This is a genomic window from Streptomyces scopuliridis RB72 (genome assembly GCF_000718095.1).
In the GTDB taxonomy this organism is placed as follows: domain Bacteria; phylum Actinomycetota; class Actinomycetes; order Streptomycetales; family Streptomycetaceae; genus Streptomyces; species Streptomyces scopuliridis.
Window position 1 is genome coordinate 1 of sequence record NZ_JOEI01000038.1, and the last position, 25,670, is coordinate 25,670.

General features: G+C 72.4%; 18 protein-coding genes. 14 read left to right on the forward strand and 4 right to left on the reverse strand.

The features are described 5' to 3' along the window. Positions 1 to 329: 329 nt before the first annotated feature. The 5 genes from IF11_RS0133910 (at position 330) to IF11_RS0133930 (ending at position 4,321) form a co-directional block, all read left to right on the forward strand. Complete coding sequence (locus IF11_RS0133910) at positions 330 to 914, forward strand: hypothetical protein (RefSeq protein ID WP_030355644.1); 585 nt, start codon at positions 330 to 332, stop codon at positions 912 to 914. After that, positions 911 to 2,470, forward strand: coding sequence for an alkaline phosphatase D family protein (locus IF11_RS0133915; RefSeq protein WP_030355645.1), 1,560 nt, complete (start codon positions 911 to 913; stop codon positions 2,468 to 2,470). The genes IF11_RS0133910 and IF11_RS0133915 overlap by 4 nt, the downstream gene beginning before the upstream one ends. Positions 2,471 to 2,543: 73 nt before the next feature. Further along, positions 2,544 to 3,497: a zinc-binding dehydrogenase gene (locus tag IF11_RS0133920; RefSeq protein WP_030355646.1), complete on the forward strand. Its 954-nt coding sequence runs from the start codon at positions 2,544 to 2,546 to the stop codon at positions 3,495 to 3,497. Positions 3,498 to 3,548: 51 nt separating this feature from the next. After that, the gene (locus IF11_RS0133925; RefSeq protein WP_030355647.1) at positions 3,549 to 3,758 is read left to right on the forward strand and encodes an HTH domain-containing protein; all 210 of its coding nucleotides are present in this window, start codon (positions 3,549 to 3,551) and stop codon (positions 3,756 to 3,758) included. Next, positions 3,758 to 4,321: a Clp protease N-terminal domain-containing protein gene (locus IF11_RS0133930; protein ID WP_030355648.1), complete on the forward strand. Its 564-nt coding sequence runs from the start codon at positions 3,758 to 3,760 to the stop codon at positions 4,319 to 4,321. Before IF11_RS0133925 ends, IF11_RS0133930 begins: the two co-directional genes overlap by 1 nt. Positions 4,322 to 4,697: 376 nt before the next feature. Here IF11_RS0133930 and IF11_RS0133935 read toward each other — a convergent pair whose 3' ends face one another. Beyond that, a complete protein-coding gene (locus IF11_RS0133935) occupies positions 4,698 to 5,639 on the reverse strand; it encodes a PadR family transcriptional regulator (protein ID WP_030355649.1) in 942 nt (313 codons plus the stop codon). A gap of 2 nt (positions 5,640 to 5,641) precedes the next feature. Then, positions 5,642 to 6,544, reverse strand: coding sequence for a DUF4097 family beta strand repeat-containing protein (locus IF11_RS0133940; protein WP_030355650.1), 903 nt, complete (start codon positions 6,542 to 6,544; stop codon positions 5,642 to 5,644). A 172-nt stretch (positions 6,545 to 6,716) separates the two neighbouring features. On the opposite strand from IF11_RS0133940, the gene IF11_RS0133945 reads away from it, so the two are divergent. After that, positions 6,717 to 7,523: a hypothetical protein gene (locus IF11_RS0133945; RefSeq protein ID WP_030355651.1), complete on the forward strand. Its 807-nt coding sequence runs from the start codon at positions 6,717 to 6,719 to the stop codon at positions 7,521 to 7,523. Between the two features lie 42 nt (positions 7,524 to 7,565). Here IF11_RS0133945 and IF11_RS0133950 read toward each other — a convergent pair whose 3' ends face one another. Further along, positions 7,566 to 7,751, reverse strand: coding sequence for a DUF6104 family protein (locus IF11_RS0133950; protein WP_007266501.1), 186 nt, complete (start codon positions 7,749 to 7,751; stop codon positions 7,566 to 7,568). A 162-nt stretch (positions 7,752 to 7,913) separates the two neighbouring features. Between IF11_RS0133950 and IF11_RS0133955 the strand changes: the two genes are divergently transcribed. The 8 genes from IF11_RS0133955 (at position 7,914) to fxsT (ending at position 21,464) form a co-directional block, all read left to right on the forward strand. After that, positions 7,914 to 8,468: a CU044_2847 family protein gene (locus IF11_RS0133955; protein ID WP_030355652.1), complete on the forward strand. Its 555-nt coding sequence runs from the start codon at positions 7,914 to 7,916 to the stop codon at positions 8,466 to 8,468. Beyond that, positions 8,465 to 10,561, forward strand: coding sequence for a VMAP-C domain-containing protein (locus IF11_RS0133960; RefSeq protein WP_030355653.1), 2,097 nt, complete (start codon positions 8,465 to 8,467; stop codon positions 10,559 to 10,561). The genes IF11_RS0133955 and IF11_RS0133960 overlap by 4 nt, the downstream gene beginning before the upstream one ends. Before the next feature lie 106 nt (positions 10,562 to 10,667). Continuing rightward, on the forward strand, positions 10,668 to 11,735 hold the full coding sequence (locus tag IF11_RS0133965; protein WP_030355654.1) for an AAA family ATPase: 1,068 nt from the start codon (positions 10,668 to 10,670) through the stop codon (positions 11,733 to 11,735). Positions 11,736 to 11,742: 7 nt separating this feature from the next. Further along, positions 11,743 to 15,138 carry an SAV_2336 N-terminal domain-related protein gene (locus IF11_RS0133970; protein WP_030355655.1) on the forward strand — a complete coding sequence of 1,132 codons (3,396 nt, stop codon included), beginning with the start codon at positions 11,743 to 11,745 and terminating at the stop codon, positions 15,136 to 15,138. A 74-nt stretch (positions 15,139 to 15,212) separates the two neighbouring features. Next, positions 15,213 to 15,431: an FxSxx-COOH cyclophane-containing RiPP peptide gene (gene fxsA, locus IF11_RS0133975; protein ID WP_051746442.1), complete on the forward strand. Its 219-nt coding sequence runs from the start codon at positions 15,213 to 15,215 to the stop codon at positions 15,429 to 15,431. 205 nt (positions 15,432 to 15,636) lie between these two features. Next, entirely contained in the window at positions 15,637 to 16,953 is a 1,317-nt protein-coding gene (locus IF11_RS0133980) for an FxsB family cyclophane-forming radical SAM/SPASM peptide maturase (protein WP_078491058.1), read from the forward strand. Continuing rightward, complete coding sequence (locus IF11_RS0133985) at positions 16,950 to 18,365, forward strand: aKG-HExxH-type peptide beta-hydroxylase (protein ID WP_030355658.1); 1,416 nt, start codon at positions 16,950 to 16,952, stop codon at positions 18,363 to 18,365. Before IF11_RS0133980 ends, IF11_RS0133985 begins: the two co-directional genes overlap by 4 nt. Positions 18,366 to 18,443: 78 nt before the next feature. Next, positions 18,444 to 21,464 (forward strand): FxSxx-COOH system tetratricopeptide repeat protein, encoded by a 3,021-nt coding sequence (gene fxsT / locus IF11_RS0133990; protein ID WP_030355659.1) that lies wholly within the window; start codon positions 18,444 to 18,446, stop codon positions 21,462 to 21,464. Positions 21,465 to 21,547: 83 nt separating this feature from the next. Here fxsT and IF11_RS0133995 read toward each other — a convergent pair whose 3' ends face one another. Beyond that, on the reverse strand, positions 21,548 to 25,411 hold the full coding sequence (locus tag IF11_RS0133995) for a multifunctional oxoglutarate decarboxylase/oxoglutarate dehydrogenase thiamine pyrophosphate-binding subunit/dihydrolipoyllysine-residue succinyltransferase subunit (protein WP_030355660.1): 3,864 nt from the start codon (positions 25,409 to 25,411) through the stop codon (positions 21,548 to 21,550). Between the last annotated feature and the right edge of the window lie 259 nt (positions 25,412 to 25,670).

Consider the following 25,670-nt stretch of genomic DNA (forward strand, 5'->3'; position numbering starts at 1 on the left):
TGTCCGGACGTAAAGCGTCGCAGCTCGCGCGAAGCGCGGTGAGGAAAGCAGTCCGGACACGCACCTCCGGAGGCCCCGGCACCCGGCACCAGACACCGCACCCCGCACCCCCGCCGGACGGCGCACCGCACCCGCACCCCCGCCGGACGGCGCACCGCACCCCGAACCCCGCCGGACGGCGCACCGCACCCCGCACCCCCGCCGGACGGCGCACCCGTACCCCCGCCGGACGGCGCACCGTCCCTCCGGGAAGTTTGGTCGCGGGCCGCCCACGGTTCACAGCCTTCTGCTGTGATTCCCTGCGTCAGCTAACGACACAGGAGGCGCTTGTGAACCTGCTCGTCAACGGTGACGCCGAGCGTGGGCCCGGAGGGAGCGTCGAGCCCGTAACGGTTGTCGACGGATGGGTCGTACGGGAAGGCGCGCCCGCGCTCGTCGGGTATGACGTCGGGAACGGCTACCCCACCCCCGCCGACCCGGGCCCCGCCCCCGCGCGCCGTGGTAGCCGGTTCTTCTCCGGGGGGAACAGCCCCCGCACCGCGCTCGTCCAGGACGTCGCGCTGCCCGTCGCCGGGACGGTCGGCCGCGCCGCCGTGGATGCCGGGCGCGTGCGGTACGCCGTGTCCGGGTGGCTCGGCGGGTACGCCACGCAGGAGGACGGCGCCAGGCTGTCGGTCGAGTTCCGCGACGGCAGGGGCACACCCGTCGCGCTGTCCGTGCTCGGCCCGGTCACCGCGGCCGAACGGGGCGGCCGTACCGCGCTGGTCGAGCGGACCGCCGAGGCCGCCGTGCCGCCCGGCGCGCGCTCCGCGCGGGTGCTGCTCGTCTTCACCCGGGCCGGCTCCGGGGTCTCCAACGACGGTTACGCCGACGCGATATCGCTGACTCTGACGGCTTCGGGGGGACGGGCATGAAACTGAACCGACGCGATCTGCTCAAGGCGGCCGGGGCCGCCGGAGCGCTCAACGTGGTCTGGCCGCTGAGCGCCGGGCTCTCGCCCGCGCGGGCCCGCGAGGCCGCCGAGGCGCTCGGCTCGACGTACGACGCCGCGCCGTTCACGCTCGGCGTCGCCTCGGGCGATCCGGGGCCCACGAGCGTCGTGCTGTGGACACGCCTCGCGCCGGAGCCGTTCGCCGAGCCCGGCGAGCAGCCGCTGGCGGAGGTCGTCGAGGTGCGCTGGGTCGTGGCCGAGGACCGGGCGCTGCGCCGGGTCGTGGCCCGGGGCACGGCGCCCGCGTCCGCGACGCTCGGGCACAGCGTGCACGTACCGGTCCATGGCCTGCGACCCGGCCGCGAGTACTGGTACGCGTTCACCGCGCTGGGCCGTACGAGCAGGCTCGGCAGGACCAGGACCGCGCCCTCGGGACACGTGCGGAGCGTCCGCTTCGCCTCGGCCAACTGCCAGAACTACCCGCAGGGTTACTACGCGGCGCTGCGCGGGATCGCCCGCGAGCGGCTGGACTTCGTCATCCATCTCGGCGACTACATCTACGAGTACGGGCCCGAGGGCGGCGATGTCGTCCGCGACAACAACGGCCCGATGATCTACACGCTCGCCGACTACCGCAAGCGCCACGCGCTCTACAAGGGCGATCCCTCGCTGCGCGAGGCCCACGCCGCCCACCCGTGGTTCCTGACCTGGGACGACCACGAGGTCGCCAACGACTACAGCGGTACGGGCGGCGGCGCGCCGTTCCTCCAGCGCCGGGCCGCCGCCTACCAGGCGTGGTACGAGCATCTGCCGCACCGCGACGCCGGTGACTCCGCCCTGCCCGACCCGGACATCCACCGGGTACGCCGCTGGGGCGATCTGCTGGAGCTGGCCGTGCTGGATCTGCGGCAGTACCGCTCCGCGCAGAACCTCCCGGACGGCACGATCCTCGGCGCCGGCCAGAAGGCATGGCTCAAGCGGACCGTCGACCGCGCCCCCGACTCCTGGCACATCTGGGCCAACTCGATCATGCTCAGCCAGCTGCGCGGCTCGCCCGGCGGTCGGTACATGTTCACCGACCAGTGGGACGGCTTCCTCGCCGAGCGCAAGGAGGTGCTCGAACATGTCCGTACGAGCGGTCTTGAGGACCTCGTCGTCCTCACGGGGGACTGGCACTCGGCGTTCGTCGACGACATCAGGCCGGACTACGACAACACCGAATCGCCCGTCATCGGTACGGAGTTCACGGCGCACTCGGTGACCTCCAGCGCGTACGACCCGGGGTGGAACGCGACCAACGGCCCGCTCATGGGCCGGGCCAATCCGCACCTCCAGTACTTCGAGGGGAACCGTTACGGCTACGACGTGTACGAGGTGACACCGGAGCGCTTCACCACCCATATGCGGGTGATCGAGGACCGCCGGGATCCGGCCTCGCCCGTCTCGACGCTGACCACCTTCCATGTGGACCGGGGGACGGCGGGCGCGTACGAGGACCCGGCGACGAGGAACTCGCCCGCGCAGTACCGCAGGGACTGATCCGGGGCGCGGGACGCGTGTCACACGCGCGTACGGTTCCTCCGCGTCCCGCGTCCGCCCTATCGTCAAGGTCATGTTCGCCGCCTACGCAGCCCGTATTGACCGCGACCACCCCCTCGACGGCCTTGAGCTGGGCGAACGCCCGGCGCCCGAGGCGCGCCCCGGCTGGACCACCGTCACGGTGAAGGCCGCCTCGCTCAACCACCACGATCTGTGGTCGCTGCGCGGGGTCGGCCTGCCCGAGGGCAAGCTGCCGATGATCCTCGGCTGTGACGCCGCCGGTCTCGACCCGGACGGCAACGAGGTCGTCGTGCACTCCGTGATCGGCGGGGGCGACCACGGCGCCGAGCCCCGGTCGATCCTCACCGAGCACTACCAGGGCACGTTCGCCGAGCAGGTCACCGTGCCGGCCGGGAACGTACTGCCCAAGCCGCCGGAGCTCACGTTCGAACAGGCCGCCTGTCTGCCGACCGCCTGGCTGACCGCGTACCGCATGCTGTTCACCAACGCCGGTGTACGGCCCGGGGATTCGGTCCTGGTCCAGGGCGCGGGCGGCGGGGTCGCCACGGCGGCCATTGTCCTCGGCAGCGCAGCGGGACTACGGGTGTACGCGACCAGCCGCGACGAGGCCAAGCGGGCGCGCGCGGTCGAACTGGGCGCGCAGGAGGCGTACGAGCCGGGCGCGCGGCTGCCGCACCGGGTGGACGCCGTCATCGAGACGGTGGGCGCCGCGACGTGGTCGCACTCCATCAAGTGCCTCCGGCGCGGCGGCACGCTGGTGATCTCGGGCGCGACGAGCGGCGACCGCCCGGCCCACGCCGAGCTGACCCGGATCTTCTTCCTCGAACTGAGGGTCATCGGCTCGACGATGGGGTCGAGGGACGAGCTGGAGGACCTGCTCGCCTTCTGCGCGGTGAAGGGCGTACGGCCGGTGATCGACGAGGTGCTGCCGCTGGAGCGGGCGCGGGAGGGCTTCGAGCGGATGGCGGCGGGCGAGCTGTTCGGCAAGGTCGTACTGACCCCCTGACGCCGTCAACCTTTGTTGACAACGCCTCCCATGTCAACGTACGTTGACGTCATGACCGAAGCAACGGATCTCGCCGAACGGGCGGGTGACCGCGACCCCCGGGTCGGGCTGAGGGCGGTCGCCGCGCTGCGGCGGCTGTTGGAGCAGCTCGAAGCGGTACAGGTGCGCAGCGCCCGCAACCAGGGCTGGTCGTGGCAGGAGATCGCGGACGAGCTGGGCGTCAGCCGGCAGGCCGCGCACAAGAAGCACGGGAGGCAGTGATGTTCGAACGGTTCACCCAGGGCGCCCGCGGTGTGGTCGCCGGCGCCGTCAGGCACTCCGAGCGCAAGGGCGCGGACACGGTCACTGACGAGCACCTGCTGCTGGCGCTCCTCGACCAGCAGGGCACCCGCGCGTCCTTCGCGCTGACCGCGCTCGGTATCACCGACCGGCGGGAGTCCCTGGAAGACGCGTTCGCCCAGGCGCGCAGGCGGGGCGGACTGACGAAGGCGGACGCGGACGCGCTGGCCGGGATCGGGATCGACGTGGGGGAGATCGTCTCGAAGGTCGAGGAGGCCCACGGGGAAGGCGCGATGCAGGTCGGCAAGAGGCTGCGGCGATGGTGGTCGGGGCACCGGGGCTTCACTCCGGCGGCGAAGGCCACGCTGGAGAAGTCACTGCGGATCGCACTGGGCCGCGGCGACCGCCACATCGGCGACGAACACCTCCTGCTCGCGCTGACGGCCCGGCCGGGGCTGGTGTCGGAGGTCCTGGCGGACCACGGAGCGACGTACGCGACGGTGGAACGCGCGATGTTCGGCGGCGGCCTGTCGCAGGCGAGCTGACGACAACGTCGCTTGTGCGGGCGGTGAAGGGGGGCGCGCAGGGGTCGTGTCCGGGACACTGAAGCGTGATGTGTGGCGCACGACCGCCCGTCTTCTGACTGTGGGCAGCTGCGCGCCGTACGGGGGTCCGGGGGTGTCCCCCCGGGAAAGCACAGCATGCCGTCCCGGGCGCGAGCCCCGAAGCGCACCCCGGCGACAACCCGCACTCGACCACCGGCCCCGGCCGCAACGCACCCCGGTCAACGCCCCCCGCCGGAGGCGCACCGCACTCGACCACCGGCCCCGGCCGCAACGCACCCCGGTCAACGCCCCCCGCCGGAGGCGCACCGCACCCGACCACCGGCCCCCGCCGAAACGCACCCCGGACACCGCCCCGTCACTCGTTGCGCGCGCGCAACACCTCTCCAATTCGCGTCGCCGCCGCGGACAAGTGCCGCCTCGCCTCCGTCAGTTGCGCCTCCGTCACTCCGTTGTCCCGCGCCGCGTCGCGGATGTCGTCGCGGAAGCGGTCCAGCAGACGGTCCAGGTCGCGTGCCGGGTCGCCCGTTCGGGGGGTGTCCTCCGCCCAGGCCGGGTCGGGCTCCGTCTGTGGGGCGGGTGGCGGTTTGCGGGTGGACCAGGCCGTGCCCGCCAGGCCGCTCAGCTGGTCGGCCAGTTCGGACATGCCTTCGCGTACGCCGGTCGGCCAGTCGCCCCGTACGAAGTGGTCCTGGACCTGGTCCTGGACCTGCTTCGCGATGCGCTGCACCGTCTCGCGGGTCTGCTGCGCGTCCTCGCGGGCCCGGCGGGACTCGTCCTTCGCCCGGCGCGCCTGCTCCTTCCACTCCTGCTTCGCGCGCTTGAGCTCCTCCTTGGCCGCGCGCCAGGAGTCGTTGTCCCCGAAGGCCGACTCCCAGTCCGTCCGCGCGCCGGTCTTGCGGCTCTCGCCCTTGCGGGTCTCGGAGGCCGCCGCGCGCATCTCGCTGCGCAGCTGGCCCGCCGCGCCCCGTACGTCGTCACGTATCTCCGCGGCCAGCTCGGCCACGGACTCGCGGATCTCCAGCTCCAGGTCGGCCAGCTCGCCGCCGCGTCCGGCCAGTTCGGCGCGGCCCGCGTCGGTGATCGAGTAGACCTTGCGGCCGCCCTCGGTGGCATGCGTGACGAGGCCCTCGGCCTCCAGCTTGGCCAGCCGCGGGTAGACCGTGCCGGCGGACGGCGCGTACAGGCCCTGGAAGCGTTCCTCCAGGAGGCGGATCACTTCGTAGCCGTGGCGCGGCGCCTCGTCGAGGAGCTTGAGCAGATAGAGGCGGAGTCGGCCGTGGGCGAAGACCGGAGGCATGGTCAGAGCTCCTTCGTGTCGGACGGCACCGTGCCGGCCGGGGAGGGGGCGGGGGAGTCGTACGGGTCGTCCTCCGCCGGCGGCCTTCTGAGCAGCGCGATCGAGCCGGACACCGTGGTCGCCTTGAGCGTGCCCGTGCCCGCCCCCAGCGTGCCGGTGATCTTGTGCGCGCCCCACTGGCCGCTGACCCGCAGATCGTCGAACGCGTTGGAGACGGCGCCGCTCGCCGTGTTCACCTCGACCCGCGCGTCCGTGGGGTGCGGCAGCCGGATCGCGATCTCGCCCGAGACCGTGGTCAGCTTGATGTCGGTGGGCTCGCCCGCCGGGTCGAGGTCGACGACCATGTCGCCGCTGACCGAGTCGGCCCGTACGGACGATCCCGCGCCCTCGATGACCGTCAGATCCCCCGAGACGGACTGGAAGCGGAGGCCGCCGGTCACCGCCTGGGCCTCCACATTGCCGGAGACCGTGTTGGCGCGTACCTGGCCGGACAGGCCCACGAGCGCGGTGTCGCCGCTGACGCCCCGGACGTCCGTACGTCCCCGTACCCCCGAGACCACGGCCCCCGCGCCGACCACGCCGACCTCGACCTCCGTCCCGGCGGGGACCGCGACGGAGACGACCGCGCTGCGGTGCCTTCGCTTGCCGTCCAGCCACTTGAGGAAGTCCTTCCAGGGCAGGTCCTCGTAGGCGACCGTGAGCGTGGAACCGCTTCTGGTCACGATCAGCGGCGGGCCCTCGATCGCGGAGATCTCCAGATGGGCGCCGCCCTGTTCGTTCAGTACGGCCTCGTCCATGCCGACGACGTTCACGGTCCCGTTGACCACCCGGACATTGAGCGCGGTCACCGGGTCGTCGAAGGTGAGCTTTCTCGGCTCGGCGACTTCCCACGTCGACTCTGCCATGGTGCTGACCTCCTGAGGCCCCGGCGGAACGCAACATATCGCGTCTCTTGATGAACACGATATATCGCGGTTAACGGAAGTCAAGGCCGGGTGGCCGAACCCGCCGGGCGCAACTGTGGCCACCCGGCGGTCACGGTGCCCATATCAGGGCAAAGTGCCCTAGCGTAAGGCTATGAACGCGACTTCCGTGGGGGCTCTGCTGCTCTGCCGGGCCGAGCCGGCGGTGGTACGGCCCGCTGCCCATCTGCTCCGCGAACGGCTGCTGCTCGCCCCGGCGGGCGAGGGCTGGACCGTGCTGGTCCCCGAGGGCAAGCCCTGGCTGCACGGCGACCACCCGGTCGACCGGGTGGTCGTCAGCTGGGCCACCGCGCTCGCCGTCGGCTCCAACTGGCCGGTTCTCGCCCTGTGGTGGGACGCGGGCCGGGCCGGCTACACCCTGGCGGCCGGCTTCCGGCGCACCGTCGGCTATGTCTGGCTTGAGGACGGCACGCCCGCCGGGGAGGACGAGGCGATGCGTACGTTCGCGGCCCGCCTCGGCCTCGATCCCGTACTGGATCTCCAGGCCCTGGAGCCGCTGACCCGCCAGGACCCGGAGGCCGACTCCCGGGGCAGGCTCCGCGAGCTGGCCGCGTTCCTCACCCGTACCGGCCTCGTGCTTCCGGCCGGTCTCACCCCGGGCGAGCCGGCCGACCGGCTGCGCGAGGTCGCGCGCATCCAGCCGGGCGCCGAGCAGCTCGAATGGGCGGGCTGGCGCGACACCGTACGGGCCGAGCTGGATGTGGTGGAGGACGGGCCGCTCGGCCCCTGGCTGCGCGGCCCCAAGGCCCGGCTGCTCGCCGCCGCCCAACTCACGACGGGCGTGCCGCTGGTCCTCTGGGCGGCCCGCCGCCGGAGCGCCGGCTGGGCCTTCGCGGGCGCGCTGCTCGTCACGCACGGCGTGCTGGGACTCGCGTACGACCGGTTCCGCGCCCAGGAATGAGGCCGGGGTCGTGCGGGGCCGGGTATAGGGCCGCCGTACGGGCTATTCGTCGTCCTCGTCCTCGTCGTCCAGCCGCGCCAGCCATGTCGCGAGACGTTCGACCGGGACCTCGAAATCGGGATTGAGGTCGACGAACGTACGCAGCTGTTCGGCCAGCCACTCGAAAGTGACCTCCTCCTCGCCGCGCCGTTTCTCCAGTTCCTCGATCCCACGGTCGGTGAAGTACATGGAATCAGCCTAATGCCTGGTGAGAGGGGTGGGAGGACCGGGAGCGAGGTCCCCGCCGCCGCCGAGAACCATCCGGGTGCGCGCCGCCGTCCTTTCCCGTGACCCTCGCGCAGGCTCTCTACTGCCGTTAACCTGCGGGGAATTGGGGGAACGGGGGAAGTCATGGGTGATGACGAGGCCAATGTCACGCGCATCGAAATGCCGGACGGCACGCCCGTATGGGCCCGGATCTCCGGGGCCGAGGAACTGCGCCGCCCTTCCGGGGGGCTGACGTACGCGGACACCGGATTCGCCGACCAGGTGCAGGCGCGGGTGGAGAGTCTGCAATCCGTCGTGACGAGCGTCGCGCGGTCTCTTGCCGGGCCTCTACGCGCGGTGCGTCCCGACGAGGTGAGTGTCGAGTTCGGCATCGAACTCACGGCCAAGTCCGGCAAGATCGTCGGACTGCTCGCGGACGGTGAGGCCAAGGGGGGCATCAAAGTCACCCTCACCTGGAACGACGGCGGTCCGCCCGCCGATCTCGCCGCGCCGCGCCCGCTGGTACCGCCGCAGACCGCGCCACCGCCACGGCCCGCCGAGCCGCCTGCCGTCCCGCCCGCTGCCCCGCCCGCCGTCCCGCCTGCCAGTGGCACGCCCGCCGGTGGCACGCCCGACGCATCCCCCGGCGCACCGGCGCATCCCGACGGGGACACACCCCCGGCCGGGAGCGGAGCATGATCGACGGGCCCGGCCGGGGCATGCCCGGAGCCTTCGGCGACGGCGGACTCGCCCTCCGCGACCTCGTCATGGCCGCCACTGTGCGCATCCATGGCCCGGAGGGCGGGTATGACCCTGATGGGCCAAGCGGAAGCTTCCTGGGGAGCGGCTTCTTCATCGCCCCGAGCTGGGTTCTCACATGTGCGCATGTGGCGTTGCAGGGGGAGGGGCGGGACGTGACCGTGGTCTTCGAAACCGGTCCCCGAAGCGGCGAGACGGCGGTCGCGGGGGCCGTCGTGGCGGCGCTTCCCGAGGCGCCCCCGGGCGGTGCCGGCCCCGGCGCGGGGTGGCCGGCGCCCGATCTCGCGCTCGTCCGGCTCAGCAGGCCCGTCGACCACGCCTGTGTGTACGTCAGCGAGCGGCCCGCGAAGTTCTTCGGCGGCGAGCAGGTGCTCTACTCGGGCTGGACCGAGGTGGGCGGCCGGCTCAAGCGGCTCAGCGGGCAGTGCGCCGTACAGGGCACGGTCGGCGGCTGGGCCGACTCCGACGAGCAGATGCGGCTCGGCGGGGATGTGCTGCCGCCCGGTGTCTCCGGCGGGCCCGCCGTCGATCTGCACCGCGGCGAAGTGGTCGGGGTGCTGAAGTCGCAGCTCCTCGGCGCCATGGGCGGGACGTCCATCGCCGTCGACCGGCTGCGTTCACTGCCGGTGCCCGCCGCCATGGCCGGGGCCGAGTCGGACGACGACTACCAGGCGGTGTTCCACGCCCATGACCGCTACCACGCCGACCGGCACATCAGCCGGGTGGGCACGGGCCGTACGTGGACCGATGTGCAGAGCTCCCTCGCCACTGGCGCCGCCACCGGCGCCGACCGCGTGCTGACGCCGCAGCAGCGCGTCATGCTGCTCGGCAGGCTCGCCGAGCTGCCGCCGCCGGTCTCCACCCACAGCCTGCTCGATCTGCTCTTCCGGCTGCCCAATGTGCACTCCGTGGACCGCTATCCGGCGCCGCGCAGCTGGCGGGACGGGCTCGGCGCGCTCTACGAGACCCGCGGCGGGGAGGCCGCGCTCGAACTCGTCCTGCGCTACTGCATGAGCGTCATCTCCGCCGAGCGCCCCTATGTCACGCACACCACCGCGGCGGCCGAGGAAGCGCTCTGGGGCTGGGTGAAGCTGATCGCCGACGAGCGGCTCTCGCGGGAGTTCCGCAACGAGATCACCCGGCTGTGGTCGGCCGGACGCCACCGTACGGACCGCGAACAGCGGCGCGCGTCCCCCGCCTACGGGGAGCGGCCCCGGGAGGGCGAGCGCCCCTTCGTCCTGCTGGAGCTGGAGCCGCGCGGCTGGGAGCGGGACAGCTACGACTGGCGGGTCGGGGTCGCCCGGCACAGCGGCGAGGTGGTGCCGGTCGCCGAGGACAGCCGCGGCACCCCCGGCCACTCCCTGCGCACGCGCCTCACCGCCGCGCTGACCGAGGCGTTCCGCCGCTGCGACGAGCCGGACAGCCCCGCCATGCTCCAGGTCGCCGTCGTACAGGCCCTGCTCGGCCTTGAGGTGGACTGCTGGCAGCTGTCGCCCGACGAGCCACCCCTCGGGGTCACGCGTCCGGTGGTCGTGCGCTGTTCGGACCAGGAGCCACCGCTCTCGGAGGACGAGGCCCGCGAGCGCAGGGCGCGCTGGAACCGTACGTGGAGCGCGGCGATGCAGGCCGAGATCATCGACTGCGAGGACGGATTGCGGGTACCCGTTCCGACGGAGGAGGCACTGCGCTCTCTGGCGTACGAGACCGTGCCCGTGCTCTGCCGCTACGGCGACCGGCCCGACGGGGAGACCGCCGCCGGCCTGGCGCGGGTGGTGGGCGGCGGCTTCCATGTCGCCCTGCTGCGACGCGGCATGGACCGTCCCGACGTGGTCTGCGCGGACTTCCACCGGGGCGCGGTGGCCACGGTCGCGGAGGCGGGCACCGCCGACCGGCTGCCGTGGAAGATCCAGGAATTGAGACAGGGAGTGCGCGCGGGCCGTACGGAGATGTACTGGTCGGACGGCGTCGCGCTCTTCTACGACGATCCGCACCACCCGCTGCCCGGTTCCGGCCAGTTGCTGGAGGCGCCGTGAACCGCCCCGGCCATCGGCCTCTTACGGGGTCGGCGGCGGATCGCTACCGTGTGGCACGTTCGGCGGTTGCTGCCCCTGGCGGACGAGTGATGACGAGGAACACGCAATGAGTGAACCGAGCGAGTGGCTCATCTACCGAGGGGCCGGCGAGCCGCACGGAGGCATCACGCAACTGCCTCCGCCGCCTCCCTGGCGGGACTTCGCGGGCCGCGGCGACAACTCCCCGGAGGGCGCGGGCGGTACGGGCGACGGCAGGGACGGCGACGGCTCGGCCGACCGGCGGCTCGGCGGCTACCGGCACGAGGCGGAGCTGCACCGGCCGGGCGCCGAGGAGCTCGAAATGATCAACGCGGCCCTCTACTTGAGGCGTCCGCTGCTGGTCACGGGAAGCCCCGGCGCGGGCAAGAGCACCCTGGCCCACTCCGTCGCGCACGAACTGGGGCTCGGCAGGGTGCTGCGCTGGCCCATCGTCAGCAGGTCCGCCCTCCAGGACGGGCTGTACCACTACGACGCGATCGCCCGGCTCCAGGACGTGCAGCTGGCCGCGCACAGCGCGGCGGGTCCGGACGGCGCGGACGGTACGGACCGCCAGGACCCGTCGGCGGACATCGGCAGCTATATCCGGCTCGGCCCGCTGGGCACCGCGCTGCTGCCCTCGGAGCAGCCCCGCGTACTGCTCATCGATGAACTGGACAAGAGCGACATCGATCTCCCGAACGACCTCCTCAATGTGCTGGAGGAAGGGGAGTTCGGCATTCCGGAGCTGGAGCGGATCGCCGACCGGCTGCCCGACGGCGAGGCCGAGGTCCTCACCGACGACGGCAAGAAGGTGAAGATCAAGGGCGGCCGGGTGCAGTGCCGGGCCTTCCCGTTCGTCGTCCTCACCAGCAACGGCGAACGCGACTTCCCGGCGCCCCTGATGCGCCGCTGTATCCATCTGGAGCTGGGCCGCCCCGACCACCAGCGGCTCGCCACGTTCGTCCGGGCGCACCTCGGCGACGAGGCAGCGCGCGCCGGCGACGATCTGATCAGCCACTTCCTGGAGCGCTCGCGCAGCGAACTCATCTCCACCGACCAGCTGCTGAACGCCATCTATCTCACCGACGCCGCCGCCCCGGCGGGCCGGGACCGCCTCGCCGACCTGCTCATCCAGCGACTCGACCGGCCGAGGTGATGCGCTGATGGCGGGCGGTACGGCGGACCCTACGACGGACGGTCCGGCCGGCGGGCGGGCGCCGTACGACGGCGCTCTGCTGACCGCGCTCGTCGCCCGGCTGCGTGAGGCCGGTCTCGACCCCGACGCCGAACAGCTCTGTGACGCCCTCTGGCTGGCCGAGCAGACCGGCCGCGGCCGGACGCGGCAGGGACCCGGTGAGGACGGCGAGGAGGCGGCGGGCAGTGGTGAGCGGCCGGCCGTCATCGGTACGGCCGCCGGCGCGCCGGCGGTCCTCACCGATCCCGTCCAGGAGACCGAACCGGAGGACGGGCCGGAGCCGCGACCGGCCCCCGGCGAGGAGGACGACCGCCGGATCTCGCTCTATCCCGTACCGAGCCATGGCGTACCGCGCACGAGGTACGGGCGCGGCGCCACCGCGCTCACCCTCGGGGTGCCCGCCGCCCCCGCGCTGCCCGCCCCCCTCGAACTCCAGCGCGCGTTACGGCCACTTCAGCGCTACCGGCCCGCCGCCCCGCCGTTGCGCCGTACCCTTGACGAAGTGGCGACAGTGGAACTGAGCGCCCGGGCCGGCGGGCTGATCATCCCGGTATTCCGCGGGGTTTCGCGGGCGGACGCACTGCTCCAGTTCGTCATGGACGCCTCGTCGTCGATGCGCGTCTGGGAGCGGCTCTTCGCCGAACTCCAGCAGATATTCGGCCAGCTGGGCGCCTTCCGCGATGTGCAGGTGCGCTATCTGCACCAAGGGCCCGACGGCGCGCCCGCCGTCAGCAGAAGCCCCGACCCGGCCGCCGCGCCGCTCAGCTCCGCCGACCGGCTGAGCGACCCGACCGGACGCCGCGTCACCGTCGTCGTCAGCGACTGCGCGGGCCCGCTCTGGCACAGCGGACGCGCCCACCGGCTGCTGCACCAGCTCGCCCGCCAGGCGCCCACCGCCGTACTGCAACCGCTGCCGCAGCGCATGTGGAACCGCACCCGGCTGCCCGTCACCTACGGAGTGCTGTCCCGGGGCGAGGGGCTGGGCGGTGCGGCCGTGCTGAAGGTCGGCGGCGACGGCGCCACGGCGCCCGCCGCGCGGCCGGGAGCCCTCGCGATCCCCGTACTGCCCCCGGTCGCGGGCGCGCTCGACGCCTGGGCGCGGCTGCTGTCGGGCACCGGCGCGGGCCGGATCTCCGGCGCGGTCGGCTGGGTGCGCGCCGATCACCCCGCGGCGCCCGCGCCGCGCCACGGCGACCGGATGTCCTCGCTCCAGCTGGTCAGCCGGTTCCGCTCGGCCGCCTCGCCGGCCGCCGGGCAACTGGCCGTCTATCTCGCCGCCGCCCCGCTCTATCTGCCGGTGATGCAGCTGGTGCAGCGCACGATGCTGCCCGACTCGGGCCCGTCCGAACTGGCCGAGGTGCTGCTCAGCGGGCTGCTCTCGCGGAGCAAGGGCGACGGCGCGGACGACGGGCAGTGGTACGAGTTCGCGCCGGGCGTCCAGGACGCGCTGCTCGGACCGCTGGGACGGGACGAGGCGCTGCTCGTACTGAAACACTGCTCGGAGTACATAGAGCAGAGATTCGGCAGGGGCGGCCCCAACTTCCCGGCGCTGGCCCTGGCCCAGCTGGGCGACGGCAGCCGCGGCCCGTACCTCCCGCGCGGCGGTCTCGACGAGGACGGCAGGTTCCGCGGCGAGGGCGAGTCGGAGATCGAGGGGGACGGCGAGAACGGCGACGCCGGGGAGAACGGCGGACCGGAGGGCGGCGCCCGGCGCGCCCCGGACCCCTTCGCCGAGGTCGCGGCCCGGGTGCTGGAGCGGTTCATGCCGCTGCCCGACCAGTTCGCGCCGTACGGCGGCGGTCAGGTCCTCGACCCGCCCACCAACGACGCGGTGGAGAGCGCCCGCGGGCTGCTGCGCCAGTTCGATTCGGACAGCATGGTGCAGTATCTGATCGACGCCGTACAACTGCTGCGCGGCGCCACCGAGCGCGAGGAGCCGGCGTCCGGCTCCGACCCCGAGCTGTGGGCGGAGTTCGCCCGCTGTCTGCTGCGGCTGTGGGAGGTCCAGGGCGGCGGCGGACTGCTGCGCGAGGCCGAGCGCGCCGCCGAGAAGGCCGCCGCGCACCCCCGGGCGGTACGTGAACGGGCCGTGCTCGCCAAGGTGTTGCACGCCGCGGCCGACGACCGGCGCCGGCGCGGTGACCGGCGCGGCGCCCTGGAGCTGCTGCGCCGCGCCGACCGCGAGTACACCGTCGCCTGCGCGGCGCCCGGACTGGAGCCCGGCGAGGCCCTGCGGCTCACCCTGGAGCGGGTGCGCGCCCTGGAGGCGCAGTGGAGGCTGGGCGGCGACAGCGCGCTGCTCCAGGGCGCGATCGGCATGCTGGAGGCGTTCGCCGACGTCTGGCCCGACCAGGAGAACCGGCCGCCCGGCCTGCCGCTGGCCCATGGACGGACGCTGCTGAGGCTGTCCGGCGCGACCAGCGATCTCGAACAGTCCCAGGTGTACGCGGGCCAGGCGGCGCGCTCGCTGCGCAGGGCGCTCGCCCCCGGCGGCCACACCGTCGGCACGCAGGCCCGGATCCTGCTCGATCTGGTGGACGCGCTGCTGCGGTCCGGCGACGGCCTGGACGAGGCGGGGACGCTCGTCGACCAGTCGCTGGTGACCGTACGGGACGAGCGGCTGCTCGCCTCGCTCAGGACCAGGGCCGGCCGGGTGCGGGGCGCCAGGTACGAACGCTCCGGTGACCCGGGCGATCTGGAGGAGGCCGCGGAGTACTTCGCCCGTGCCTCGCGCGGAATCCCCCGCGACTCCCGGGCCCACGCGGATCTGCTCGCCGAGTGGGGCAGGACCCTGCTGAGGCGCGCGGAACTGCCGGACGGCAGCCGGTACATCGGCGCGGCGGTACGGGTGCTGCGCGACTGCCGTACGGAAACGGTGCCCGGCATCCGGCAGGCCGACCGGCTGCTGATGCTGGGAAAGGCCCTGATGCTGCGCCACCGGCTGGGCGGCGACCGGGTGGATCTGCGGGAGGCCGAGCATCTCTTCGGGCTCGCGGCCCAGGAGGCGCGCGATCCGCTGACCGCCGCCCGCTGCTGGCTGGAACTGGGCCGCTCGCACTTCGACGCGCACCGGATCCTGCACCGGCCGGCCCGGCTCGACGAGGCGGCCGAGGCGTTCCGGGACGCGGCGGACTCGGCCAGGACCGCGGAAGCGGAGCTGGACAATCCGCAACAGCGGCTGGAAGCCGTGGCACTGCGCGCCGAGGCCAATCACTGGCGGGGAATGACGTACGAGGAGGCCGCAAGGCCCCGGGCCGCGCGCGAGGCGTACCGCGCGGCGCGTACGGAGTGGGGCAAGCTGCCGGACGGCGGCGGCGACCGGGCGCGGGCGACGCTGGACCGGCTGGCCGAACTGGAGCGGTGAGGACCGGGCGCGTACGGGGTACGGGAAGGGATACGACCGATACGACAGCACCGGCACGGCAACGGGGAGGCGTGATGGACGAGTTGGCACGGACGACGCGAACGGCGCACACGACGCACACGACGGACGCGGGCGCACCGGACGGTCCCGGCGGTCTGCCGGATCTGCTGGCGCTGGACCTGGAGGCGCTGCGTACGCTCGACCATCCGGTCCTCGCCGAGGTGGTGGCGGATCTGCGCGGCCGGGCCGAGCAGCCGCGCGAGATGCTGTGGGGCTTCACCAACGCGTTCTGACAAATCCTGATCCCGGCCCCGGCCCCGGCGCCGGGCCCCGCAAGGGTTTTCGGCCCGGGGCCCTTTTGAACAGGACAACCTGTCGCACCACGCGTTTGCCCGCCCGGTCATCCAGGGAACCAGGCTCGGTGTCCCATCGGCAGGGCGATCCCCGGCCGTCCCGGACGCCGTACCGCATCGGGGGTGTGGAGTGTCTCGACAGGCGATGCCGCGCGGGCCGACGCCCGTGGCGGCACCGGTGGTCCGAGGGGCGTCCGCCGCCGCCCCCGTACCCGACCCGGCCTCCGTCCCCGCCCACTCGCCCGTTCCCTTCGGGCAGTTCATCGTCAAGGTGCACGGCCGCTGCAACCTCGCCTGCCGCTACTGCTATCTGTACGAGGGCCCCGACCGCACCTGGCGCGACCGCCCGGCCGCCGCCGCGCCCGCCGTCCTGGACCGCGCGGCGTCCCGTATCGCCGAGCACGCCGCCACCCACGCGCTGCGGGACCTCTCGCTCGTCCTGCACGGCGGTGAGCCGCTGCTCGCGGGCGCCGGCCGGCTGGCCGCCTTCGCCGGGCTCGTATGCGAACGGGTACCGCCCGGCTGCGCCGTCCGCACCACCGTGCAGACCAACGCCACCCTGCTCACCGAGGACCGGATCGCCACCCTCGCCCGGCACGGGATACGCGTCGGCATCAGCCTCGACGGCGGTCTGGCCGCCCACAACACCCTGCGCGTCGACCACGCGGGCCGCCCCTCCTGGCCCGCCGCCGCGCGCGGCGCCCGGCTGCTCGCCGAGCACCACCCCGAGGCGTACGCGGGCATCCTCACGGTCGTCGACCCGCGCACCGACCCCGTCGAGGTGTACGCGTCGCTGCTGGCGCTGCGCCCGCCCGCCCTCGATCTGCTGCTCCCGCACGGCAATTGGTCCGCCCCGCCGCCCGGTCTGCCCGCCGCCGATCCCACGGATCTCGCCGATCCCACAGATCCCAGCCGCCCCGGCGGCCCCGGCGACTCCGGCCGCCCCGACCGGCCCACCCCGTACGGCGACTGGCTGAGCGCCGTCTTCGACCGCTGGTGGTCCGCCGGGCGCAGGGAGACCCGGATCCGGCTCTTCGAGGAGTGTCTCGCCCTGCTGCTCGGCCTGCCCGGGGCCACCGAGTCCCTGGGACTCGACCCCGTCAACGCCATCGTGATCGAGACGGACGGCGCCATCGAGCAGGTCGACTCCCTGAAGTCCGCCTACGACACGGCCGCCGCCACCGGACTCGACATCTTCCGGCACACCTTCGACGACGCCACCCGCCATCCCGCGATCGCCGCGCGCCAGTCGGGCGCCGCGTCCCTCGCCGCCGGGTGCCGCGCGTGTCCGCTGCTCACCGTCTGCGGCGGCGGCCACTACGCCCACCGCTACCGCGCGGGACACGGCTTCACCCACCCCTCCGTCTACTGCGCGGACCTCCAGCGGCTGATCCGCCATGCGGCGGCCAGGCTCACCGAAGCGACGACGCCCCGGTCGGCGAGCCCGGGAGGCCCCCGGTGAGCCCCGTCGTACCGGAGCCGCTGCTGCGTGAACTCGGCCGCACCGAGGGCGGATCCGAAGCCCTCGGGCTGCTCGTGCGCGATCAGCACACGCGCCGGCTCGTGCTGCTGCGGGCCCTGCTCGACGCGGCGTCCGCCGCCCCCGCCGCCGTCTGCCCGCCCGGCCGGCTCGACCGGCTGCGCCAGGACTGGGCGCTGCTGGAGACCGCCGAACGCGCCGACCGGGCCGCCGCGCGCTCCGTCCTGCTCCATCCGCTGGCGGGCCCCTGGGCGCAGCGCTGTCTGCGCGGCCTCACCGCCGCCGCGCCGACCCGCGAACTCGCCGCCGATCTGGCCCACTTCAGCGCCCTCGCGGCGGCGGCGGCGATCCGCGCCGGGCTGTCCTTCGAGGCGCGCCTCACCGCCCCCGACGGACTGCTCGTCCTGCCCACACTGGGCGCGCTGCGCACCGGCCCGGGGGTGCGCACGGTGGTCGGTATCGCCCAGGCCGAAGGGAAGGTGACGCTCCGTCAGGAGGGCGCCGGAGCCGTCACCGTACGACTCGGCGACGACGGCACACACTCCGACGACCCACGCTGGCTGCCCGTGCTCACGCTCCCCGCCGTACTGCCCGGCACCGCGCCCGTACCGCTGGACGACCTCGATCCGTACCGCACCGCCGGCAGCGGGCTCCAGCGGTTCGGGCTCTCCTCCGTCGCCGGCCTCGACGAAAGCGAACGCGCGGCCTGGCGGGAGCTGTGGGCCGGGGTGGCGCCCATGCTCCGGATCGGCGGCGCCCACCGCACCGCCGAGACGGCGGCCCTGCTGCGCTGTCTGGTCCCGCTCTCCCCGCCGCCCGGCTCCACCTCCGGGGTCCTCACCGCCACCGGCTCCCCGTCCACCCGCGAGGGCGCGGCGCAGTGCAGCGGGACCCGGCGCGAGGCGTTCGGCGCGATCCTCAGCAGCAGGCCCGCCACCGCCGCCCACTTCGCGTCGACCCTCGTCCACGAACTCCAGCACACCAAACTCGCGGCGCTCGCCGCCCTCACCCCACTGCACCACGAGGACGCGACACCACGGCACTTCGCGCCCTGGCGCCCCGACGCCAGGCCCTTCGACGGACTCCTCCAGGGCGCCTACTCGCATATCGCGCTCGCCGACTACTGGCAGCGCTGCGCCCTGGGTACGGACCGCCCCTCCGCCCGCGATCTGGCCTGGGCCGAGCACGCCCGCTGCCAGCAGCAGGTCGGCGCGGTCCTGCCGGTGCTGGCGGCCTCCGGCGCGCTGACCCCGGCGGGCCGCGTGCTCGTCAACGAGATGATCTCCATGTACCACCGTCTTGCCGACGCACCCCCACCGCCCGGACATCTCGCCCGAGCGGTGGCGTATGTACGCACCGCACGCATGATCTGGCGCCAAAGGAACGCAAGTTAATGCGGCGCGCACCTGGATGGATTCCGCGGGCACAGGGGTATGTTAAAAGGGCGTATGACGAAGCAGGGAGACGGTCGAATGCCCGGAGCGCGTAAGTCAGTTGGAGCAACCGGGACGCAGGCTGTCACCATCAGTTTCGCCGGTTTCAACCGAGCCTGGGCGGCCTGGATCGGGGACCGGCTCCAGCGCCGCGGGCTCTCGGTCGTCTACCAGCGGTGGGACCCGCCGGTGGAGACATCGCTGGAGGAGTCTTTAGAAGACCTGCTGCTGGCGCCGGGGCCCATTCTCGTGATCCTCAGCGACTGGTACTTCCAGCTCGGCCCGCGCAGCCACGACGAGTGGAACCGCGCGCTGCGCCAGGTGGTCGCGGCCCAGCCCGACCGGTTCGCGGCCGTCACGGTCACCACGTCCGCGCTGCCCGGCGCCACCACCGTCTTCGCCGCCGCCGATCTGACCACCGTCGGTGAGTCGGAGGCCGAGCGGCGCGTCCTGGTCCGCCTCGGACTGCCCACCGACCCGCTGCCCGATCTCGGCGAGGCGCGGTACGGCCCGCGCTATCCCGCCGACACCCCCGACGTGTGGGGCGGGGTCCCGCGCCGCAACACCCGCTTCACCGGGCGCGAGACGCTGCTCAACAACGCGTACCAGGCGCTCCAGGAAGCCGGCGGCGGCGCCGGTGTGGTGACGCTGCACGGCATGTCGGGCGTGGGCAAGACCCAGCTGGCCGCCGAGTACGTGTACCGCTTCGGCGCCGAGTACGACGTGGTGTGGTGGGTCTCCGCCGACAAGCGGGTCACCTGCCGGCAGAAACTCGCCGAACTCGCCCCGGCGCTCGGCCTGTCCACCGGTGTGGAGTACGGCGAGCGGCTGCGCGCCGCCCGGGACGCGCTGCGCCGCGGCGATCCGTACCGGCGCTGGCTGCTGATCCTGGACGGGGCCGACGAACCCGACCAGATCTGGGACCTGGTGCCGACCGGTCCCGGCCATGTGCTGATCACGGCGCGCAACCCGGAGTGGGGCGAGCACAACAGCGGTCTGGTGGAGGTGCCGGTCTACGAGCGCGAGGAGTCGGTCGCGTTCATCCGGCGCCGCGCCCCGCGACTGACTCACGCGGAGGCCGACCAGCTCGCGGAGGCCCTCGAAGACCTGCCGCTGCTGCTGGACCAGACCGCGGGCTGGCTCAATGACTCGGACATGTCGGTCGACCAGTACATCGAGCTGCTGGAGGACGGCATCGACCAGGATGTCGTACGGGTCTCCGCCGACTTCCCGCTCGCCTTCCAGACCGGCTGGTCGATACTGCTCAACAAACTCCGCGAGACCGTCCCCGAATCCGTCGATCTGCTCCGGCTGTGCACCTTCTTCGCGCCGGGCGCCATCCCCGTACGGCTGGTGCGCGACCTGCCCGTGGACACGCTCCCGGAGAAGCTGCGCGGACTGGTCGACGATCCGGTGCGCTGGGCGCGGGCGATCAACAAGCTGCGGCAGTACGCCGTCGTACGGGCCGCCGGGGTCGGCGAGCGCGAGGTCCATGACTCGGTGCACGACGCCGGACTCGTCGGTGTCACCGGCGACACCCTGTACATGCACCGTATGGTCCACCAGATCGTCCACCAGGACATGCCCGAGCAGGACCACAAGGACTTCATCGAGGTGGTGCGCCGGGCGCTGGTGGCGGCCGACCCGGGCCGGGCGACCGACACCCGGCTCTGGCCCCGGTACGCGGAGATCACCCCGCACCTCAAGTGGGCCGATGTCCTGAAGAGCACCGACCCGGCGGTGCACGGCCTCATCCTCAACTGCCTGCGCTACATGTATCTCTCGGGGGAGTACCGCGCGGGCATCAAGCTCGGCCGGCGCGCGCTGGCGGCCTGGCGGCAGCTCCTCGGCGAGACGCACCCGAGGATCTGGGACGTGAGCTACCACTACGCCAACCTGATGCGCGCGGTGGGCGACTACGCGGGCACCGAAGCCATCGAGCGCGCCGCCGTCGAGCATCTGCGCACCGAGCGCGGCCCGAAGGACCTGGAGCATCTGCGGGCCTCCGGAGGGCTCGCCGCCGATCTGCGCGGCCTCGGCCGGTATGAGGAGTCCCTGGAGATCTGCTCCTGGATGCTGATCTGCTACCGCGAGCTCCTGGGCGAACAGGACTCCCGTACCCTCAATGCCCAGAACAACCTGGCCGTCTCGCTGCGGCTGCTCGGCCGGTACGAGGAGTCCCTCGACCTCAACCGGCGGACGCTGGAGGCCCGTCGGCAGACGCTGCGCCTGCGGCACAACTGGACCCTCGTCTCAGAGATCAACTACGCCACCGACCTGCGGCTGCTCGGCCGGTACAACGAGGCGGAATCGCTCCAGTCGCAGAGCGTGCGCGTCCACCGGATGGTGATGGGCCGGGACAACCCCCAGACACTGCTCGCCGAGCACAATCTCGCGCTGTGCCTGTACCGCTCGGGCGAACGCGGCAAGGCGGCCGTGCTGTTCACCCAGGTCCTGGAGAACTGCGAGCGGGTCCTCGGCGAACACGACCCGCTGACCATGATGTTCGCGGCCGGCCAGAGCTGCTTCGCCCGCGAGCACGGCGACATCGACCAGGCCATGGACATAAGTGACAAGGTCGTCCACGGCTATCTGGCGATGCTCGGGGAAGGCCATCCGTTCGTCGCGGGAGCCCGCGCCAACCACGCCCTGATCCTGCGCAATGTGGGGGAGCGGGAGCAGGCGCACGCACTGATCGAGGACTCCCTCGCCGATATGACCCGGGCCGTCGGCGAGCGGCATCCCTGGACGCTGGGCTGCGCCATCAACGCCTCGGCTCTGCGGAATCTCGTGGGCGACCCGGAGGGCGCCGCCGTGCTGACCGGCGACACCATCACCCGCGCCACCGAGACACTCGGCAGGACCCATCCGCTGACGCTCTCGGCCCGGATCGCGCACGCGGCGGATCTGCGGGCCCTGCGGGAGGGGCAGCGGGCGGAGAAGGCCGAGGGGGAGGCGCTGGACGACCTGGCGTCGACGCTGGGCGCGCAGCATGTCCACACCATCGCGGCCCGGTCCCGTAACCGCCCCTACTGGGACTTCGAGCCGCCGATCGTCTGACGCCGGGGAAGCCGGGCAAAGCCGGAGGGCCCGGTCCCGCGAAGATCGCGGGGCCGGGCCCTCCGGTACGTACGGCGGGTCCGTCAGGCGTCGAAGACCTCGTTGACCAGCTGCTGCTGCTCGGCCTGGTGGCGCTTGGCCGAGCCGACCGCCGGGGACGAGGAGTGCGGACGCGAGATACGGCGCAGCCGCTCGCCGTGCGGCACATCCGCGCCGACCGCCAGGTCCAGGTGGTCGATCAGGTTGAGCGCGATGAACGGCCAGGCACCCTGGTTCGCCGGCTCCTCCTGGGCCCACAGGTACTTCTCGGCGTTCGGGAACTTGGCGATCTCGGCCTGGAGTTCCGCACCCGGCAGCGGGTACAGGCGCTCCAGACGCAGGATCGCGGTGTCCGTCACGCCACGCTTCTGCCGCTCGGCGTCGAGGTCGTAGTAGACCTTGCCGGCGGTGAAGACGACCTTGCGCACGGCGTTCGGGTCCACGCTCGTGTCGCCGATCACCGGGCGGAAGCCGCCGGTGGTGAACTCCTCCGCCTTGGACGCCGCGGCCTTCAGACGCAGCATCGACTTCGGGGTGAAGACGACCAGCGGCTTGTGGTGCGGGTTGTGGACCTGCCAGCGCAGCAGGTGGAAGTAGTTCGACGGCAGGGTCGGCATGGCGACCGTCATGTTGTTCTGCGCGCACATCTGGAGGAAGCGCTCCGGGCGGGCGGACGAGTGGTCCGGGCCCTGGCCCTCGTAGCCGTGCGGCAGCAGCAGCGTGACGCCGGAGGTCTGGCCCCACTTCTGCTCGGCCGACGAGATGAACTCGTCCACGACGGTCTGCGCGCCGTTGACGAAGTCACCGAACTGGGCCTCCCACATGACCAGCGCGTCCGGCCTGGCCAGCGAGTAGCCGTACTCGAAGCCCATCGCCGCGTACTCACTGAGCAGCGAGTCGTAGACGTTGTAGCGGGCCTGCTCGTCGGTCAGGTACTGGAGCGGGGTGTAGTCCTCGCCCGTGCCCTGGTCGACCAGGACCGCGTGGCGCTGGCCGAACGTACCGCGGCGGGTGTCCTGTCCGGAGAGCCGGACCGGCGTGCCCTCCATCAGCAGCGAGCCGATGGCGAGGGTCTCACCCATGCCCCAGTCGATCGTGCCGTCCTCCACCGAGGCCGCCCGGCGCTGCATCTGCGGCATCAGGCGCGGGTGGACGGTGACCGTGTCGGGGATGTTGACCTGCGACTCGGCGATCCGCTTGACGACCTCCTGGGAGACCGCGGTGGTGACGGCCACCGGGAACTCCGCCTGGGCGTCCGGCACCTGGGCCGTGCCCGGGTGCGAGGTGGCCTCGCGGACCTCCGCGAAGACCTTCTCCAGCTGGCCCTGGAAGTCCTGGAGCGCCTGCTCCGCCTCTTCCAGCGTGATGTCGCCGCGGCCGATCAGCGACTCGGTGTAGAGCTTGCGCACCGAGCGCTTCTTGTCGATCAGCCGGACCATCTGCGGATTGGTGAACTGCGGGTTGTCGCCCTCGTTGTGACCGCGGCGGCGGTAGCAGATGAGGTCGATCACGACATCCTTGTTGAACGTCTGGCGGAACTCGAAGGCGAGCCGTCCGACGCGGACCACGGCCTCCGGGTCGTCACCGTTCACATGGATGATCGGCGCCTCGATCATGCGGGCCACGTCCGTGGCGTACATGGAGGAGCGCGACGCCTCGGGGGCGGCGGTGAAGCCGACCTGGTTGTTGATCACGATGTGGACCGTGCCGCCGGTGCGGTAGCCGCGCAGCTGCGACATGTTAAGCGTCTCGGCGACCACACCCTGGCCCGCGAAGGCCGCGTCGCCGTGCAGCGCGAGCGGCAGGACCGTGAAGTCCGTACCGCCCTTGTTGATGATGTCCTGCTTGGCGCGGACGACGCCCTCCAGGACCGGGTCCACCGCCTCCAGGTGCGAGGGGTTGGCGGTCAGCGAGACCTTGATCTGCTCGCCGTCCAGACCGGTGAAGGTGCCCTCGGCGCCCAGGTGGTACTTCACATCGCCGGAGCCGTGCATCGACTTCGGGTCGAGGTTGCCCTCGAACTCCCGGAAGATCTGCGCGTACGACTTGCCCACGATGTTGGCGAGGACGTTCAGCCGGCCGCGGTGGGCCATGCCGATGACGACCTCGTCGAGCCGCGACTCGGCGGCGGAGTCGATGACCGCGTCGAGCAGCGGGATGACGGACTCGCCGCCCTCCAGCGAGAACCGCTTCTGGCCGACGTACTTCGTCTGCAGGAAGGTCTCGAACGCCTCGGCCGCGTTGAGCCTGCGCAGGATCCGCAGCTGCTCCTCGCGCTCCGGCTTGGCGCGCGGACGCTCGACCCGGTCCTGGAGCCACTTGCGCTGCTTCGGGTCCTGGATGTGCATGAACTCGATGCCGGTGGTGCGGCAGTACGACTCACGCAGCACGCCCAGGATGTCGCGCAGCTTCATCATGGACTTGCCGGCGAAGCCACCGACCGCGAACTCCCGCTCCAGGTCCCACAGCGTGAGCCCGTGCTCGGTGATGTCCAGGTCGGGGTGCTTGCGCTGGAGGTAGTCCAACGGGTCGGTGTCGGCCATGACATGGCCGCGGACCCGGTAGGAGTGGATCAGCTCGAAGACCCGGGCGGGCTTGGTGACGTCCTCGTCGTGCGAGGCGTCGATGTCCTTGAGCCAGCGCACCGGCTCGTACGGGATGCGCAGCGCCTGGAAGATCTCGTCGTAGAACTCGTTCTCGCCGAGCAGCAGTTGGCTGACGATCCGCAGGAACTCGCCGGACGCGGCGCCCTGGATGACGCGGTGGTCGTACGTCGAGGTCAGCGTCATGACCTTGGAGATGCCCAGCTTGTTCAGGGTGTCCTGGGACGTGCCCTGGAACTCGGCCGGGTAGTCCATGGATCCGACGCCCATGATGACCGACTGACCGGGCATCAGACGCGGTACGGAGTGGACCGTGCCGAGACCGCCCGGGTTGGTCAGCGAGACGGTGACGCCGGTGAAGTCGTCCATCGTCAGCTTGTTGTTGCGGGCGCGGCGGACGATGTCCTCGTACGCCTGCCAGAACTCGAAGAAGTTGAGCGTCTCGGCCTTCTTGATGCCGGCGACGACGAGCTGGCGGTCGCCGTTCGGCTTCACCAGGTCGATGGCCAGACCGAAGTTGATGTGCTCCGGCTTGACGAGGGTCGGCTTGCCGTCCTTCTCCGCGTACGAGTGGTTCATTGACGGCATGGCCTTGATGGCCTGCACCATCGCGTACCCGATGAGGTGCGTGAAGGAAATCTTGCCGCCACGCGCGCGCTTCAGGTGGTTGTTGATGACGATGCGGTTGTCGAAGAGGAGCTTCACCGGGACCGCGCGCACGGACGTGGCCGTGGGCATCTCCAGCGAGGCGTTCATGTTCTTCGCGACGGCGGCGGACGGGCCACGCAGCGTCACGTACTCCGGGCCCTCGGGAGCCGCGGTGGCCTCGCCGGCGGGCTTGGCCTTCACCGGGGCGGGGGCCGCCGGGGGCTTCACGGGAGCGGCGGGCCGCACGGGCGCCGGGGCGGCTGCGGCGGGCTTCGCCGGAGCGGCCGGGGCCGCGGCCGGGGCGGCGGGCTGTGCCGGAGCGGGAGCCTGCGCCTGGGCCGGAGCCGCGGGCCGCGCCGGGGCGGCGGGCGCCGAGGGGGCAGGGGCGGTCGCCTGGGTCGTGGTCGTGGGCACCGCAGCCCCCGCGGCTGCGGTCGCCTTGGCCTCATCGGACCTGTCCGCCGTACCGGGAGTGCCCGGCTTGTAGTCGGCGAAGAAGTCCCACCAGGCACGGTCAACCGAATTCGGATCCTGGAGGTACTGCTGGTAGATCTCGTCGACAAGCCACTCATTGGCACCGAAGGCCGCGGCAGGGTTCTTGCCCTGCCCGTCTTCGTCGGTCGAGATGCTCGCGTTACTGGGGGACTGAGACGACACGGCGTGAACCGCCCTCTTCCGCTTCACAAGGTGATGGACAGCGGGAATCAAGGCTACGCCTACCAGGCCAGCAGGTGGAGGCCGGGCGTGCCATCGTCGTGCAAGTCACATCGGACGGCGAGTTTCAGCGTAACAATTGGCGGGAAACAAGCCAGGTTCCGTTGTGCCGGGAACGCGTGACGCTCCGGGAACGGCCGGTACACGGCCTGTTGCTCGCCCGTCCCCGACTCCGTGTCCGGAGATCGTGCGCTTTCGCTTC